Annotated in this window: 13 protein-coding genes; 11 read left to right on the top strand and 2 right to left on the bottom strand. The window is 75.1% G+C overall.

What is annotated here, in order from left to right; all coding sequences use genetic code 11:
• Nucleotides 1–43: 43 nt before the first annotated feature.
• Nucleotides 44–193 carry a peptidoglycan-binding protein gene (locus ACFWJB_RS19425; RefSeq protein WP_386923587.1) on the bottom strand — a complete coding sequence of 50 codons (150 nt, stop codon included), beginning with the start codon at nucleotides 191–193 and terminating at the stop codon, nucleotides 44–46.
• A gap of 525 nt (nucleotides 194–718) precedes the next feature.
• On the opposite strand from ACFWJB_RS19425, the gene ACFWJB_RS19420 reads away from it, so the two are divergent.
• The 3 genes from ACFWJB_RS19420 to ACFWJB_RS19410 all read left to right on the top strand — a co-directional run bounded on the left by ACFWJB_RS19420 (nucleotide 719) and on the right by ACFWJB_RS19410 (nucleotide 3416).
• Entirely contained in the window at nucleotides 719–1348 is a 630-nt protein-coding gene (locus ACFWJB_RS19420) for an alpha-ketoglutarate-dependent dioxygenase AlkB (RefSeq protein ID WP_386923576.1), read from the top strand.
• 78 nt (nucleotides 1349–1426) lie between these two features.
• Complete coding sequence (locus tag ACFWJB_RS19415; RefSeq protein WP_385471127.1) at nucleotides 1427–2173, top strand: MBL fold metallo-hydrolase; 747 nt, start codon at nucleotides 1427–1429, stop codon at nucleotides 2171–2173.
• A 10-nt stretch (nucleotides 2174–2183) separates the two neighbouring features.
• On the top strand, nucleotides 2184–3416 hold the full coding sequence (locus ACFWJB_RS19410) for a DUF4032 domain-containing protein (protein ID WP_385471129.1): 1233 nt from the start codon (nucleotides 2184–2186) through the stop codon (nucleotides 3414–3416).
• 17 nt (nucleotides 3417–3433) lie between these two features.
• On the opposite strand, the gene ACFWJB_RS19405 is transcribed toward ACFWJB_RS19410, so the two are convergent.
• Nucleotides 3434–4306 carry a universal stress protein gene (locus tag ACFWJB_RS19405; protein ID WP_386923573.1) on the bottom strand — a complete coding sequence of 291 codons (873 nt, stop codon included), beginning with the start codon at nucleotides 4304–4306 and terminating at the stop codon, nucleotides 3434–3436.
• 211 nt (nucleotides 4307–4517) lie between these two features.
• Between ACFWJB_RS19405 and ACFWJB_RS19400 the strand changes: the two genes are divergently transcribed.
• The 8 genes from ACFWJB_RS19400 to ACFWJB_RS19365 all read left to right on the top strand — a co-directional run bounded on the left by ACFWJB_RS19400 (nucleotide 4518) and on the right by ACFWJB_RS19365 (nucleotide 16240).
• Nucleotides 4518–6194: an FAD-dependent oxidoreductase gene (locus ACFWJB_RS19400; protein WP_386923571.1), complete on the top strand. Its 1677-nt coding sequence runs from the start codon at nucleotides 4518–4520 to the stop codon at nucleotides 6192–6194.
• Nucleotides 6191–7648 (top strand): ATP-binding protein, encoded by a 1458-nt coding sequence (locus ACFWJB_RS19395; protein ID WP_386923569.1) that lies wholly within the window; start codon nucleotides 6191–6193, stop codon nucleotides 7646–7648. The genes ACFWJB_RS19400 and ACFWJB_RS19395 overlap by 4 nt, the downstream gene beginning before the upstream one ends.
• Nucleotides 7645–7998 (top strand): UBP-type zinc finger domain-containing protein, encoded by a 354-nt coding sequence (locus ACFWJB_RS19390; protein WP_385471136.1) that lies wholly within the window; start codon nucleotides 7645–7647, stop codon nucleotides 7996–7998. Before ACFWJB_RS19395 ends, ACFWJB_RS19390 begins: the two co-directional genes overlap by 4 nt.
• A gap of 63 nt (nucleotides 7999–8061) precedes the next feature.
• Nucleotides 8062–11010 (top strand): AAA family ATPase, encoded by a 2949-nt coding sequence (locus ACFWJB_RS19385; RefSeq protein WP_386923567.1) that lies wholly within the window; start codon nucleotides 8062–8064, stop codon nucleotides 11008–11010.
• 92 nt (nucleotides 11011–11102) lie between these two features.
• A complete protein-coding gene (locus ACFWJB_RS19380; protein ID WP_386923565.1) occupies nucleotides 11103–12395 on the top strand; it encodes a CAP domain-containing protein in 1293 nt (430 codons plus the stop codon).
• 132 nt (nucleotides 12396–12527) lie between these two features.
• The gene (locus ACFWJB_RS19375; RefSeq protein WP_386923563.1) at nucleotides 12528–13487 is read left to right on the top strand and encodes a threonine/serine dehydratase; all 960 of its coding nucleotides are present in this window, start codon (nucleotides 12528–12530) and stop codon (nucleotides 13485–13487) included.
• A 127-nt stretch (nucleotides 13488–13614) separates the two neighbouring features.
• Nucleotides 13615–15198, top strand: a complete 1584-nt coding sequence (locus ACFWJB_RS19370; RefSeq protein WP_386923561.1) for a serine/threonine-protein kinase — start codon at nucleotides 13615–13617, stop codon at nucleotides 15196–15198.
• A gap of 67 nt (nucleotides 15199–15265) precedes the next feature.
• Nucleotides 15266–16240 carry an LLM class F420-dependent oxidoreductase gene (locus ACFWJB_RS19365; RefSeq protein WP_385472389.1) on the top strand — a complete coding sequence of 325 codons (975 nt, stop codon included), beginning with the start codon at nucleotides 15266–15268 and terminating at the stop codon, nucleotides 16238–16240.
• Nucleotides 16241–16255 lie beyond the last annotated feature (15 nt).

Below are 16255 nucleotides of genomic sequence, written 5' to 3'. Positions count from 1 at the left end.
GCCTCGCGGGCCGTGCCGCGCAGCCGCGCGCCGAGGGCGTCCGTTACGGGCGGATGTACGTGCGCAGGGCGTCCCAGGTCTTCGGGCCGACGATGCCGTCGACCCCGCCCGGTACACCGAACTCCTTCTGGAACTGCCGGACGGCGCTCCTGGTGTAGGTGCCGAAGTCGCCGTCGACGCCGTTCGGACCCAGGTAGTAGTCCCAGTCCCGCAGCAGGCACTGGGCTCACGCACGGTGTTGCCCTTCGATCCGTAGGAGATGGTCGGCGGCGTCCTGCGGTTGTCGTACCCGCAGTACTCGGCGGACGCGGTGGCCGTGACGGCGGCCGGCCGCTCGGTGGCCACGGCCTGCGCCGCGGCGGCCGGACCGGCCAGCACGGAGAGCAGCGCGGCCGTCATCACGACGCGACGCGGGCCCGGACTGTTTCCGAACATGCGAGTCATGCGATCCCCCTGGTGAACGGGTGTCGGGACGCCCGGTGGTCGACCGGGCTCACCGGCGGGTGCGTCGGACACCGCACCGCCCCGGCGACCACAGAACCTAGCCCCGGGCCGCTCCGCAGGCGTCACACCAGCGCGGTAGCCGGCGGTAAACCCTGGCGGTAAGCGGTCACGCCGGCCCGGCCGCGGCGACCGGGGCACCGGGCACCCGGGCGCGCCCCGCCCCGGAACACCTCCCACATAGAACGTATTTTCGAATAGGCGGTACGCTGGTCCCATGACCAGGCACCTCCAGGGCTCCCTCTTCGACCAGACGGACGAGGTCCGGCTCGGTTCCCTCGCGGGGGTGCGCCGCACCCTGCTGGGCTCCGGCGCGTGGATCGACGTGCTCCCCGGGTGGCTGAGCGGGGCCGACGCACTGTTCGAGCGGCTGGCCGCCGACGTGCCGTGGCGCGCGGAGCGGCGTGCCATGTACGACCAGGTGGTCGACGTGCCCCGGCTGCTCGCGTTCTACGGTGCGGACGAGCCGCTGCCGCACCCGCTGCTGGACGAGGCCCGTGACGCCCTGTCCGCCCACTACGCCGAGGAGCTGGGCGAGCCGTTCACGACCGCCGGGCTGTGCCAGTACCGCGACGGCCGGGACAGCGTCGCCTGGCACGGCGACCGGATCGGCCGGGGCGCGCGCCGGGACACGATGGTCGCCATCCTCTCCGTGGGCGCGCCCCGCGACCTGCTGCTGCGCCCGGCGGGCGGAGGCGGCGAGACCGTGCGACGCCCGCTGGGCCACGGCGACCTGATCGTGATGGGCGGCTCCTGCCAGCGCACCTGGGAGCACTGCGTCCCCAAGAGCACCCGCGCCGCGGGCCCGCGCATCAGTGTCCAGTTCCGTCCGCACGGGGTGCGCTGAGCGTCGCTCGGCCCGTGGGGCCTCCCCGTCTGCTTGGCTGTGCCCGTCGGCCGGCCACCTGGGAATGCGGGGACACTGATGCGCGCTGACGTGCGGCACGTCGCGGACGGCACCTACCTGGTGCACGGGAGCGACACCAACTGGGTCGTCCTCACCGAGGGCGACGCGCTGACCCTGATCGACACCGGCTACCCCGGCGACCGGCGGCTCCTGCTCGACTCCCTCACGGCGATCGGGCGTTCACCCGAAGCGGTCACGGCCGTCCTCGTCACCCACGCCCACAACGACCACCTGGGCTCGGCCGAGTACCTGCGCGCCGCCCACGGCATCCCCGTCCTCCTCCACGAGGCCGAGGTGCCGCACGCCCGACGGGACTTCCTCCACCAGGTGTCCGTCGGCGAGGTGCTGCGCAACAGCTGGCGGCCGGGTGTGCTGCCCTGGATGGTGCACGTGCTCCGTTCCGGCGGCACGCAACGGCACCCGGTGACCGCCCCCGCCCCCTTCCCCTCGGACGGCCCGCTCGACCTGCCGGGCCGGCCCGTGCCGGTGCACACCCCCGGGCACACCGACGGGCACTGCGCCTACCACCTGCCGGACGCCGGGGTGGTGATCTCCGGCGACGCCCTGGTCAGCGGGCACCCCACCTCGCGGATCAAGGGGCCCCAGCTGCTGCCCGGCATGTTCCACCACGAGCGGGACCGCACGGTGGCCTCGCTCGACGTCCTCGCGCGGCTCGACGGCGACGTGCTGCTCCCCGGACACGGTCCCGTCCACCGGGGCCCGGTGAAGGACGCCGCGCGACTGGCCCGGGAACGGACGTTCTAGAGTCGGGCCCATGTCCCTGCAGATCAGTGCCACCAATCCGGAGCACCCGGCGCTCCTGCTCGAACTGCCGTGGCAGCTGCCCCTGGAGGAGTGGCCCGAGGAGTACCTCGTGCCGCTCCCGCGCGGCATCTCCCGCCACGTCGTCCGCTACGCCCGGGCCGGCGACGAGGTGATCGCCGTCAAGGAGCTCGCCGAGCGGCCCGCGCTGCGCGAGTACGAGCTGCTGCGCGACCTGGACCGGCTCGGCATTCCCGCGGTGGACGCGCTGGGCGTGGTCACCGGCCGCACCGACGAGGCCGGCGATGCGCTCGAACCGGTGCTGATCACCCGGCACCTCGGCGGGTCCATGCCGTACCGGTCGATGTTCGAGACGACGCTGCGCCCGGCCACCATGCACCGGCTGATGGACGCCCTCGCCGTCCTGCTGGTCCGGCTGCACCTGGCCGGGTTCGCCTGGGGCGACTGCTCGCTGTCCAACACGCTCTTCCGGCGCGACGCGGGCGCCTACGCCGCCTACCTGGTGGACGCCGAGACCGGCGAGCTGCACCCGCGGCTGAGCGACGGGCAGCGCGACTACGACCTCGACCTGGCCCGGGTGAACATCAGCGGCGAGCTGCTCGACCTGGAGGCGTCCGGCGCGCTGCACCCGTCCGTCGACCCGGTGGACTTCGGCAGGGAGATCTGCGCGCGCTACGGGCGCCTGTGGGAGGAGCTGACCCGCACCTCCGTCTACCCGGCGGGCAAGCACCACTACATCGAGCGCCGGATCCGGCGGCTCAACGACCTCGGCTTCGACGTGGCCGAGATGCAGATCGAGCACGCCTCCAACGGCGACACCGTCACCTTCGTGCCCAAGGTCGTCGACGCCGGCCACCACCAGCGCCAGCTGCTGCGCCTGACGGGCCTGGACGCCGAGGAGAACCAGGCCCGCCGGCTGCTCAACGACCTGGAGAGCTGGATGGCCACCCAGGACGACTACGCCCCGGACGATCCGCTGGGCGCCCGCCCGGAGGTGCTCGCCCACCGCTGGGTGCGGGAGGTGTTCCGGCCGACCGTGCGGGCGGTGCCGGTGGAGCTGCGGGGCGCCATGGACCCGGCCGAGATCTACCACGAGCTGCTGGAGCACCGGTGGTACCTGTCCGAGCGGGCCCAGCACGACATCGGCCTGGACACCGCCGTCCGGGACTACCTCACGAACATCCTGCCGAAGGCCCGGGAGACGCTCCAGCCCACCTCGGACTGAGGCGCCCCGGGCACGGCTCAGGCGTGCGGGACCACCGCCACCGGGCAGGCCGCGTGGTGCAGTACGCCGTGCGCCACCGAACCGATGCGGGCCCCGACGGCCGTGCGCCGGGCGCGGCGGCCGACGACCGTCAGCTGGGCGTGCGCGGCCGCCTCCAGCAGCACCTGCCCGGCGCTGCCCATCTCGACGTGCTCGACCACCCGGACGTCGGGGAAGCGCTCGCGCCACGGCCCGAGCGCCTCACCGAGGGCCTTCTTCTCGTACTGCTCCAGACCGCCGGCCTCGTCGGCGAGCCGCATCGACCCCGGGCTGTAGGTGAACACCGTCGGCAGGGTCCAGGCCCGCACGGCACGCAGGGTGGCGCCGCGCGCGGCGGCCGCCTCGAAGGCGAACCCCATCACGTCGGCGCTGTCCTCCGGATCGCCCTGCTGGCCCACGACGACCTCGCGGCCCGCGGCCTCCGCCGCCGCCTCGTCCCCGGCCCGCACCAGGACGACGGGCCGGGGCGCCTCGGCGATCACCTGCTGACCGACCGAGCCGAGCAGGAAGCCGACGACCGCTCCGTGGCCGCGCGAGCCCAGCACCAGCGTCCGGGCGTCGGCCGCGGCGGCGAGCAGCACGGCGACGGCGTCGTCGGCCTCGGTGACGTCCGTGGACACGGCGAGGCCGGGGTGCCGCCCGGTGACGGTGCGGACCGACTCGGCGACCGCGTCCCGGACCCATCGCTCCTGGGCCCCGCGGTCCCCGGCGCCCGCCGAGTCCGGCTCGGCCCGCCAGGCGTGCACGACGTGCAGCGCGGTCTCCCGGCGGACCGCCTCCCTGGCGGCCCAGGCCAGTGCGGCCAGGCTCTCCTCGGTTCCGTCCACCCCTGCCGTGATCGGGCGCGTCATACGGGCCCCTCCCTGTGTCGCGGTCACGTCCATGGCGCCCAGTCTTCCCTACCGTGCGCACCCGATGTCCCGGTGGGAGCGGGTACCGGGCGGGCACGGCGGCCCTCGCCGGCCCGAGCGGTGCGGGGCGAACGACCATACGATGGGTCACAGGCCGGTGCGGTGACGGGGACGCCGTGCCGTGAATCCGGCCGTTCGACGTGGGGGACGTATGGCACAGGCCGACGGGGCGACGCGGACCGTCATCATGACCGTGGACGACGATCCGGGGGTCTCCCGTGCCGTCGCCCGTGACCTGCGACGGCGCTACGGCGCGTCGTACCGGATCGTGCGCGCGGAGTCCGGCGAGTCGGCGCTGGAGGCGCTGCGCGAACTCAAGCTCCGCGGTGACCTGGTGGCCGTGATCCTCGCCGACTACCGGATGCCGCGGATGAACGGCATCGAGTTCCTCGAGCAGGCCTGCGACGTGTACCCGGGAGCCCGGCGGGTGCTGCTGACCGCGTACGCCGACACGAACGCGGCCATCGACGCGATCAACGTCGTCGACCTGGACCACTATCTGCTCAAGCCGTGGGATCCCCCGGAGGAGAAGCTCTACCCGGTGCTGGACGACCTGCTGGTGGCGTGGCGCGCCGGCGACCACCGGCCGGTGCCGAGCACCAAGGTCGTCGGACACCGCTGGTCGGCGCGCTCCTCGGAGGTCCGGGAGTTCCTGGCCCGCAACCAGGTGCCCTACCGCTGGTACTCCGCCGACGAGCCCGAGGGGCGGCGGCTGCTGTCGGCGGCCGGGCAGGACGGACAGCGGCTGCCGGTGGTGGTCACGCCGGACGGGACGCCGCTCGTGGAGCCGGAGGCGGCGGACCTCGCCTCCCGGGTGGGGCTGGCGACGACACCGGCGGCCGAGTTCTACGACCTGGTGGTGGTCGGCGGCGGGCCGGCCGGGCTCGGGGCGGCGGTGTACGGGGCGTCCGAAGGGCTGCGGACGGTGCTGGTGGAGCGGTCGGCGACCGGTGGGCAGGCCGGGCAGAGCTCCCGGATCGAGAACTACCTCGGCTTCCCGGACGGCGTGTCCGGCGGGCAGCTCACCGAGCGGGCCCGGCGGCAGGCGGCGAAGTTCGGCGCCGAGATACTCACCGCGCGGGAGGTGACGGGACTCGAGGCCAACGGGGCGGCGCGGATCGTGCGGTTCTCGGACGGTTCGGCGATCGCCGCGCACAGCGTGATCCTGGCGACCGGCGTCTCCTACCGCCAGCTCCCCGCCCCCGGCACGGAGGAACTGACCGGCTGCGGGGTGTTCTACGGCTCGGCACTGACCGAGGCCGCGGCCTGCCAGGACCACGACGTGTACATCGTGGGCGGCGCCAACTCGGCCGGGCAGGCGGCGATGTACCTGTCCCGGGGGGCCAAGTCGGTGACACTGCTGGTGCGCGGCGGCTCCCTGGCGGCGTCGATGTCGCACTACCTGATCCAGCAGATCGAGGAGACGCCCAACATCCACGTGCGCTGCGGCACGGTGGTCGAGAGCGCGCACGGTGACGGGCACCTGGAGCGGCTGACGTTGCGCGACGCGGAGAGCGGGAGTACCGAACTCGTCGACGCCCAGTGGCTGTTCGTGTTCATCGGCGCGGCTCCGCTGACCGACTGGCTGGACGGCACGGTGCTGCGGGACGCGCGCGGGTTCATCCTCGCCGGACCCGACCTGACGCCCGACGGGCGGCCGCCGGCGGACTGGGAGCTGGACCGGCCGCCGTACCACCTGGAGACCAGCGTCCCGGGCGTGTTCGTGGCGGGCGACGCCCGCGCGGAGTCCGCGAAGCGGGTCGCGTCCGCCGTCGGAGAGGGAGCCATGGCCGTGATGCTGGTGCACCGTTACCTGGAGCAGTCGTGAGCGGGCGGCCGGTGCCGTGCAGCCCCGCGGAGATCGGGCGGCTGTTCCTCTTCGAGAAGCTCTCCCCCGACCAGTTGGGCCGGCTGTGCGCCGAGGGCCGGGTGGAGCTGTTCGAACCCGGCCCGGTCTACGCCGAGGGCGAGCCCGCGACCTGCTTCTACGTGATGCTGGAGGGCACGGTCGTGCTCTCCCGCCGGGTCGGCGCGGACGACGTGGAGACCAACCGCACCTCGCAGCGCGGGGTGTACGCGGGCGCGATGCAGGCCTACGTCGGCGACCGGGTGCCGCAGGTCTACAACAACTCCATGCGGGTCACCGAGCCGACCCGGTTCTTCGTGCTGCCGGCGGACACCTTCGCGGCCGTCATGCGGGAGTGGTTCCCCATGGCGGTGCATCTGCTGGAGGGGCTGTTCTTCGGCTCCAAGAACACCCAGCGGACCATCGGCCAGCGGGAGCGGCTGCTCGCGCTGGGTTCGCTGTCCGCCGGTCTCACGCACGAGCTCAACAACCCGGCGGCCGCGGCCGTACGCGCGACGTCGACGCTGCGGGAGCGGGTGGCGAAGATGCGGCACAAGCTCGCCGTGATCGCCGAGGGCCCGTTCTCCCGGGACGCGCTGGCCGGTCTCGTCGAGATACAGGAACGCACGGCCGAGCGGGTCGCGAAGGCGCCCTCGCTGAGCCCGCTGGAGGCCGCCGACCGGGAGGACGCCCTCTCCGACTGGCTGGAGGACCACGGCATCGAGCGGGGCTGGCAGCTCGCGCCGACCTTCGTGCAGGCCGGGCTGGACACCGAGTGGCTGGACCAGGTCGCGGCGGCCGTGGACGCGGAGATCCTGCCGGGAGCGATCGGCTGGCTCAACTACACCGTCGAGACCGAGCTGCTGATGAACGAGATCGCGGACTCCACCGCCCGCATCTCCCATCTCGTGGACGCGGCCAAGCAGTACGCGCAGCTCGACCGGGCGCCCTACCGGAACGTCGACGTCCATGAACTCCTCGACAGCACGCTGCTGATGCTGTCGGGCAAGATCGGCCCCCGGATCGGGGTCGTCAAGGAGTACGACCGCACGGTGCCGCGCATCCCGGCGTATCCGGCGGAACTGAACCAGGTGTGGACCAACCTGATCGACAACGCGGTCGCCGCCGTGAACGACGCGGGCGGTGACGGCTCGCTCACCGTGCGGACCGCGCTCCACCACGACCAGCTGCTGGTGGAGTTCCGCGACACCGGCACCGGCATCGACCCGGAGATCCGCGAGCGGATCTTCGACCCCTTCTTCACCACCAAACCGGTGGGCGAGGGCACCGGGCTCGGCCTGGACATCTCCTGGCGGATCGTGGTCGACAAGCACCACGGGACCCTCCGGGTCGACTCCGTGCCGGGCGACACCCGTTTCCAGGTGCTCCTTCCGCTCACCGCGGCACCATCCGACCCGACCGAGGAGCCCGCATGACCAGTGACACCGGAATCGACCCCGCCGTCCCGCCGAGCGGCACCGGCTGCGTCGAGTGCGACGCGTCGGGCGGCTGGTGGTTCCACCTGCGGCGCTGCGCGGCCTGCGGCCACGTCGGCTGCTGCGACAGCTCGCCCGGACAGCACGCGACCGGCCACTACCGGGACACCGGGCATCCCGTGGTGCAGAGTTACGAGCCCGGCGAGGACTGGTTCTGGGACTACGCGACCGAGGAAGTACGGACTTCGGGGCCGGCACTCGCAGCACCGGGGAGCCACCCCGCCGACCAGCCGGCGCCCGGCCCGGCGGAGCGGGTCCCGGCGGACTGGGCCGCCACGCTGCGTCGCTGACCGCGCGCGGGCCCGCGGCCCGCGACGGCGGGGCCGGGCCCGTCGTCCGGGACGCGTGTCAGGATGGGCGGCGTGCCGCAGACCTCACTCACCAGCCCGCTCGTCGGCCGCGAGGACGAACTCGCGCGTCTCACCGGTGTGCTGGAACGCGCCCGTGCCGGTGAGGCCCGCGCGGTGCTCGTCGCCGGCGACGCCGGGGTGGGCAAGACCCGCACGCTGGACGAGGTCGCCGGGCGGGCCGCCGCGGCCGGGACGACCGTGCTCACCGGGCACTGCGTCGACCTGGGGGACGTCGGTCTGCCGTACCTGCCGTTCACCGAGATCCTCGGGGTACTGGCCGCCGACGAGCGGTTCGCCTCCGTGCTGGCCGCGCATCCGGCAGCGGAGCGCCTGCTCGGGGGCGGCCCGGAGGACGACGGTGGCGCCCCGCGTTCCCGGCTGCTGCTCTTCGAGGGCGTGGCCGCCCTGCTGACCGCCCTGGCGGACGCCGCGCCGCTGCTGCTGGTCCTGGAGGACCTGCACTGGGCCGACCAGTCCTCCCGGGACCTGCTGCGGTTCCTGCTCAGCCGGGGGGTGCTGCAGCGCCACCGGATCGCGGTGCTGGCCTCGTACCGGGCGGACGACCTGCACCGCCGCCACCCGTTGCGCCCGCTGCTCGCCGAGTTGGTGCGGTTGCCCGCCGTGGAGCGGCTGGAGCTGCGTCCCCTGCCGGACGCCGACGTGGCCCGGCTGGTGCGCGCCCTGCGCGACCGGCCGCTGCCGGACACCACCGTGCACCGGATCGTCGAACGCGCCGAGGGCAACGCCTTCTACGCCGAGGAGCTGGTCGCGGCCACGGACACCCCCGCCGGGGGTGTGCCCAGCGGTCTGGCCGACGTCCTGCTGATCCGGTTCGAGCAGCTGTCCGAGACCGCCCAGCAGGTGCTGCGCACCGCCGCCGTCGCCGGGCGCCGCGTGGGGCACGGCCTGCTGCGGGACGCCGTGGGACTGCCCGAGGAGGAACTGGAGTCGGCGCTGCGCGAGGCCGTGGAGCGGCAGTTGCTCGTCTCCGGCGACGGGAACGCGTACTCCTTCCGGCACGCCCTCGCCCGGGAGGCCGTCTACGCCGATCTCCTCCCGGGTGAACGGGCCCGGCTGCACGGCGCGTTCGCCCGGCTGCTCGCGGGGCCGGACCGCCGCTCCGACAGCGCCGCCGAGCGCGCCCACCACTACCGCGAGAGCCACGACCTGTCCGAGGCCCTCGCCGCCTCGCTGGAGGCAGCCGACCACGCCCAGCGCGTCGGCGCGCCCGCCGAGGAGCTGCGGCACCTGGAGGCGGCCCTCGACCTGTGGACGGCGGTCGACGCCACGCGACGCCCCGCCGGCGCCGACGCGGTGACGCTGACCCTGCGGGCCTCGGCCGCCGCCGCGCACGCCGGGGAGCTGCACCGCGCGGTCTCCCTGACCCGGTCCGCGCTGGCGGGCCTCGGCCAGGACGCCGACCTGGAGCTGGCCGCCCGCGTCCGCTACACCCTCGCCGGGAACCTGCTGAGCGTCGACAACCTGTCGGCCGCGTACGCCCACAGCACCGAGGCCCTCGAACTGATCCCCGCCGAGCCCCCCTCGTCGACGTGGGTGTGGGCCGCGGCCACGCACGTGACGGCGGCCCGCCAGGTCGGGGAGAACGAGACCGCGCTGCGGGTCGCCCACCGGGCCCTGCGGGTCGCGGAGGAGCTGGGGGTCACCGACGCCCGCGCCGATCTGCTGATCTCCCTGACGAGTCTGGAGGGCGGCAACCGCTCCACCCCGGCGGGCCGGGAACGGCTGCTGGAGGCACGCGAGCTGGCGCGGCGGTCGGGCAACGCGCCCGTGGAGCTGCGCGCGCTGTTCAATCTCGCCATCGGCAGCTTCGAATCCGGCGACCTGGAGGAGTGCCTGCCCTGGGCGTCGGAGGGACTGGAGCGGGCCCGCCGCTCCGGGCTGCTGTCCTCGCCCTATCCGCGGGAGATGCGGTATCTGCGGCTGCTCGTGCAGTACACGCTGGGCCACTGGGACGAGGTGCTGCGCGAGTCCGCCGAGCAGGCCGGGGTGCGGCCGGCCGTGGACGGTCATGCCCTCGGCCCCGGGCTGTACGTGGCGCTGGCGCGGGGCGACTTCGGGGCGGCCGAGCGGGCCCGGGGCCTGCTGGAGGGGCCGTTCGACTGGATGGCGCGGATGGTCGGGGGGCTCGTGCTGACCGACGCGGCGGCGCTGCGCGGGAACGCGGAGGAGGCCGTGCGGTGGAGCCGGTCCACCGTGGAGGCGCTCACCGAGGGGGGCACGCGGCCCGCCGTGACCGTCCGGCTCGTGACCCTCGCGCTGTCCGCGGTGGCCGACACCGTGGCGGAGCTGCGCCGGGCCGGGGACGCGGCGGGGGTGGCCCGCTGGACGGACACGGCGGCCGAACTGCTGGCCGAGGCCCGCTGGTCCGCCGAGCACGGTTTCGACGACCTCCCCCAGGGCCCGGAGGGCCAGGCGTGGCTGGCCCGGGCGGAGGCGGAGTGGGCGCGGACCTCGGCCGACGCGCCGGACCCGGCGTCCTGGGAGCGGGTGGTGGCCGCCTTCGCGTTCGGTGATCCCTACGAACGCGCGCGGTGCCGGCTGCGGCTGGCCGAGGCCCTGCTGGCGGCCGGCCGCCGCGAGGAGGCGGCCGGCGAGGCCGACGCCGTACGCCGGGAGGCCGACCGGCTCGGCGCCACGCTGCTGCGCGAGCGGCTCGACGCCCTGGCCCGCCGCGGCCGGCTCACGGATCCGGCGCGGCCCGCCGGGACGGGTGCCGCCGTGCTGACGGCGCGCGAGCAGGACGTGCTGCGGCTCCTCGCCGTGGGGCGCAGCAACCGGCAGATCGGCGAGGAGCTGTTCATCAGCGCCAAGACGGCGAGCGTCCACGTCTCCAACATCCTCGCCAAACTGGGTGCTTCGAGCCGGACGGAGGCCGCCGCGGTCGCCCACCGGCAGGGGCTGGTCGCGCCGGAGGCGACCGCCTCGGGCTGATGCCGTCCGGGCGTGCCGGGAACCCCGTCCGGCCGGGGGACGTTGTCCGGGCACCCCCACCCCATGGCGAACCACGACACAGGGCGGACAGGATGAGCGAGTTGGTCCCGGGTGGCAACATCCCCCTGCCGGACGGCCCCGTGAGCGTGCGGGTGCCGGGCGGGTTCGACGTGTCCGCGCTCATCACGGACGACGGCGGCAAGGTGGGCGGTGACGGCGACTTCGTCTTCTACAACCAGCCCGACGCTCCCGGCGCCCGGCTGCGGGACGACACGCTGACCGTGGATCCGCGGCGACTGCGCGCCGGGGCCACCCGGGTGACGGTGGCCGTCAGCCCCGCCGTCCCCGGCACGCCGCTGAGCGGCCCGCCCGCCCCCACCCTGGAGGTGGCCGACGCGGCCGGCCGGACCCTCGCCCGGTTCACCCCGCCCGTCCCGCGCCGGGAGACCGTGCTGCTCCTGGCGGAGCTCTACCGGCGGGGCGACCGCTGGAAGCTGCGCGCCCTCGGCCAGGGGTACGCGGACGGACTCGCCGGCCTGGCGCGGGACTTCGGGGTGGAGGTCGTGGACGACGCCCAGGGCTCCGGCCCGGCGGCGCCGGAGCCCGCCGCCTCCGACGGCTTTCTCGGGCTGGTCAACTCCGCCCGTGCGGCGGCCGGAGCGCCGCCCGTCTCGGCCGACGCGCGCCTGGCCTCGGCGGCCCGCTCGCACGCCGGTGCCATGGCGGCGGCCGGTGCCCTGAGCGTGGAGACCCGGGACGGCGTCTCGGTCCATCAGCGCGTCGTCCTGGCCGGATACGCGTATCTCACCGTCGGCGAGCACCTGGTCTCGGGCCCGCGCACGCCGGCGGAGTTCGTCGGGCACTGTCTGCGCACCGAGCGGGCCCGCCGCACCCTGCACGACGCCGCCTTCACGCACGCAGGCTGGGGGTACGTCACCGGCGGCCCCGCGGGCGACACGTACTGGACGGCCCTGTGGGCCGTGCCGCTGACGCCGGTCGGTCTCGGCCGCGCGACGGGCGAGGTCGTCGAGCTCACCAACCGGGAGCGGGCCCGGGCCGGGCTGCCCGGGCTGGCCGCCGACCCGCGGCTCACCGCGGCCGCGCAGGCGCACAGCGCGGACATGGTGGCCCGGGACTTCTACTCGCACACCGATCCGGACGGCGGAAGGCCCTGGGACCGGGCCGCCGCCGCGGGCGCCACGCGGCGCACGGTCGGCGAGAACATAGCCTGCGGCCAGCGCTCCCCCGCCGACGTGGTGGAGGGCTGGATGAACAGCCCCGGGCACCGTGCCAACATCCTCGGGGCCGACTTCACACACATCGGGGTCGGCCTGGCCGGCGGCGGCCGGGCAGGCATGTACTGGACCCAGCTCTTCGGCGGCTGACGGGCCCTCGCCGGGCAAGTCCGAGCCGCGGGCCTCACCGGCCGCGCCGGGGAGCCCTGTTGACCTGGGAAGCGACGCGCGAAAGGCTGCGGGACGGCGTGGATCACCACCCGCGCCGGAAGGATGGGTGCCTTGATCGGGATCACGGAGATCGAAGCCGCGGCCGCGCGGATCGCCGGCCATGTCGTACGCACCCCGACGGTGCCGAGCCCGGGGTTGACCGCGCTGCTCGGGACCCCGGTCACCGCCAAGCTGGAGCTGCTCCAGCGCACCGGGTCGTTCAAGGCGCGCGGCGCGACGGCGAAGCTGCTGTCGCTGACCGAGGCGGAGCGGGCGGCGGGTGTCGTGGCGGTCAGCGGCGGCAACCACGGCATCGCCGTGGCGGTGATGGCCGCGGCGCTCGACGTGAAGGCCACGGTGGTGATGCCGCGTACGGCTCCCGCGCGTTCGCTGGAGACGGCCGAGGAGGCGGGCGCGCTGGTACGGCTCACCGACGGCATGGACAGTGCCTTCGCGCTGGTGACGCGGCTGCGGGAGGAGGGGCTGACCCTGGTCCACCCGTTCGACGACCCCGTGGTGATCGCGGGGCAGGGCACCGTGGGGCTGGAGTTCGCCGAGGACGCCGGGGAGCTCACCGACGTGGTCGTGAGCGTCGGCGGCGGCGGGCTGATCGCGGGCGTGGCGGCGGCGTTGCGGGCCCGCCGCCCGGACGTGCGGGTCTGGGGCGTGGAGACGGAGGGCGCCGAGGCCATGTCCCGGGCGCGTGCCGCGGGCGGCCCGCTGCCCGTGCCGCTGTCGTCGGTCGTCACCACGCTCAGCGCCCCGTCCGTCTCGCGGCTGACGTACGACCATGTGTCCGCGCTGGTCACCGACGTGCTCGTGGTGCCCGACCGGGAGGCGATCCGGGGGTCGCTGGAGCTCGCCGAGCACGGGAAGGTGTGGACCGAGCCCGCCGCGGGCTGTCTGCTGCCCGCGGCCCGGCAGGTGGTGGAGCGGGTGGGCGACGGCGCCCGGATCGGGCTGGTGGTGTGCGGGGGCAACGCCACGGCCGCCGACATGGCGGCCTGGGCGGACCGTTTCGGGCTGCGCTGACGCTGCGCCGCGCGGGACGCCGCGAGAAAGTCCGGGTGGTCGTTTCGCGCGTCCGTTGAACGCTCCCCGGCCCGCTCACCGTACCCCTGGGCGAGCGGACAGCCGGCGGCGCGGACGAGGGGTGGCCATGGGCAGGGCGCACGTCTCCACACACGACCTGGTCGCCGGACGGTACCGCCTCGTCGAGGTCCTCCACCGGGAGACGAACCGTGTCTGCTGGTCCGGGGAGGAGGCCGGGTCGGGCCGCCCGTTCCTGGTGACACAGGTCGGCCTTCCGGAGGACCCCGCGGCCGAGAGCGCCCGGCGGGTGACCGGCCGGGTCGTGCGGACCTGCGAGACCGTGCGGCTGCTCCGCCCGGACCGGGTGGCCGCGGTGGTCGAGGCCGTCGTGGAGCACGGCGCCCTGTGGACGGTCACCGAGTGGGTCGGTGGCACGCCTCTGAGCGAACTCGTGGCCGGGCAGGGCGCGCTCGGTCACGCGCGGGCGGCACGCATCGGGCTGGAGCTGCTGGACGTGCTGGAGGCGGCGCACGTCCAGGGCGTCACGCACGGCGAGCTCAGCCCCGGGCAGGTGTTCGTGAGCGAGGAGGGCTCCATCGTCGTCACCGGCTTCGGGCTGGCCGGCGCCACGCTCGCCCCGCGGCTCACCGCTCCCTCGTACGCGTCCCCCGAGCAGGCCCGCGACGAGCGGATCGGGCCCGCGGCCGACCTGTGGTCGCTGGGCGCGATCCTCTACACGATGGTCGAGGGCCGTCCGGCGTTCCGTGACCGGGGCCGGGCCGAGGCCACGTTGAAGGGCGTGGACCGGCTGCCGCTGCGGGCCCCGGTGCGGGCCGGGCCGCTCACCCCGGTGGTCCAGGGCCTGCTGCGCCGGAACTCCCGGGAGCGGCCGGGCCGCCCGGCGGTGCGCGAGGCCCTGGCCCGGGTGGCGGCGGACGGCCCCGAGGCCGCGCCGTCCCCGGTCCCGCGGCCCCGGCCGCGTGACGCGGGGGCCGCCGCTCGCCGGGCCGGCCGCGGCACGATCCGGCGGACGACGGCCGCCGGGGCCGTGCCGGCCCTGGCCGCCGTAGTGGGCGCCGTCCTCGCCGTCACCCACGCGCTGCCCGGCCCGGGCGGCGACACGGGCTCGCGACCGCGTCCCCCGGCCCCCGCCGCACCACCCGCGGGCGGCACCGCGCCCTCCTCCCCCGCTCCCCGGCCGACCGCGTCACCCTCACCCTCGCCGTCACCGTCCGGAGCCGCCGTCCCCGCGGGGTTCCGCCGTTACGAGGCGCCGGAGGGGTTCTCCGTGGCCCTTCCCGAGGGCTGGGGGCGTCTGACCACCTCGCGGGTGCCGGACGGGGCGTACCGGGTCGTCTTTGGCGCGTCCGGCGACCCGCGGACGCTGGCGGTCACCTACAGCGAGCGGGCCGGGGCCGATCCGGTGGCGGTCTGGCGCGACGAGGTCGAGCCCGGTCTGGAGCGGTCGGGCGGGTACCGGAGGGTCGGCGGCATCCGCGCGACGGCGTACCGGGGGCGCGAGGCGGCCGACATGGAGTGGCTCGCCGAGGACGACGGCGTCCGGGTGCGCACCTTCGGGCGCGGTTTCCTGCTGGGCGGCGGGCGCAGCTTCTCGCTGCGCTGGACCGCACCGGCCGCCGCCTGGGACGACGCGGCGAACGAGCGGGCGCTCGCCGCCTTCCTCGGGACGTTCCGGGAGGGCGCCGGCTGACCGCCGCCGCACCGGCTCGCGACGAGCGTCCCCGTTTTCGCCCGGCACGGACGGGGACTCGCCTCCTATGGTGCAAATCGGATACACGATGATGACCGAGCAGGCCGGCCCCCGTGAGCTCGTCGACCACGTGGTGCGGGCCGAGCAGGTGGGCTTCGACTTCTCGGTGACCTCGGACCACTACTTCCCGTGGCTGCGTTCGCAGGGGCACGCGCCGTACGCGTGGAGCGTGCTGGGCGCCGCGGCCCAGGCGACCTCCCGCATTCCGCTGATGACGTACGTGACGTGTCCGACGTTCCGGTACCACCCTGCGGTCGTGGCGCAGAAGGCGGCGACGATGCAGCTGCTGGCCGAGGGCCGGTTCCGGCTGGGGCTCGGCTCGGGCGAGAACCTCAACGAGCACGTGGTGGGCGGCGGCTGGCCGTCCGTCGACGTGCGCCACGAGATGTTCGAGGAGGCCCTGGAGATCATCAAGGCGCTCTTCGAGGGCGGTCACGTGAACCATCGCGGTACGCACTTCGACGTCGAGTCGGCCCGGCTGTGGGACCTGCCGGACAGCCCGCCGCCCATCGGGATCGCCGTCTCCGGCGAGCGCTCCTGCCGGCTGGCGGGCGAGCACGCCGATCTCGTGATCGCCACGGAGCCCAAGTCCGACCTGCTGGAGGCGTTCGACCGGCACGGCGGCCGGGGCAAGCCGCGCGTCGGCCAGCTGCCGGTCTGCTACGACCCGGACCGGGACGCGGCGATCGAGCGCGCCCACTCGCAGTTCCGCTGGTTCGGCAGCGGCTGGAAGGTCAACTCCGAGCTTCCGCACCCCGATTCGTTCGACGCGGCGACCCAGTTCGTCACGCCCGGGGACGTCGCCGAGTCCATCCCCTGCGGTGACGACCCCGACGCCTTCGTCGAGGCCGTGCGTCCCTACGCGGAGGCCGGGTTCACCGAGGTCGCCCTGGTGCAGATCGGCGGCGAGTCCCAGGAGGCGTTCCTGGACTGGTCCGAGAAGACCCTGCTGCCGGCCCTGCGGGACGCCTTCGGGTCCTGACGGGCGGGGGGCCGG

This window comes from Streptomyces sp. NPDC127100, from assembly GCF_042724095.1.
Taxonomy (GTDB): domain Bacteria; phylum Actinomycetota; class Actinomycetes; order Streptomycetales; family Streptomycetaceae; genus Streptomyces.
Note: the sequence above shows the minus strand (reverse complement) of the source record. Positions and strands in the feature narration are given on the sequence as shown.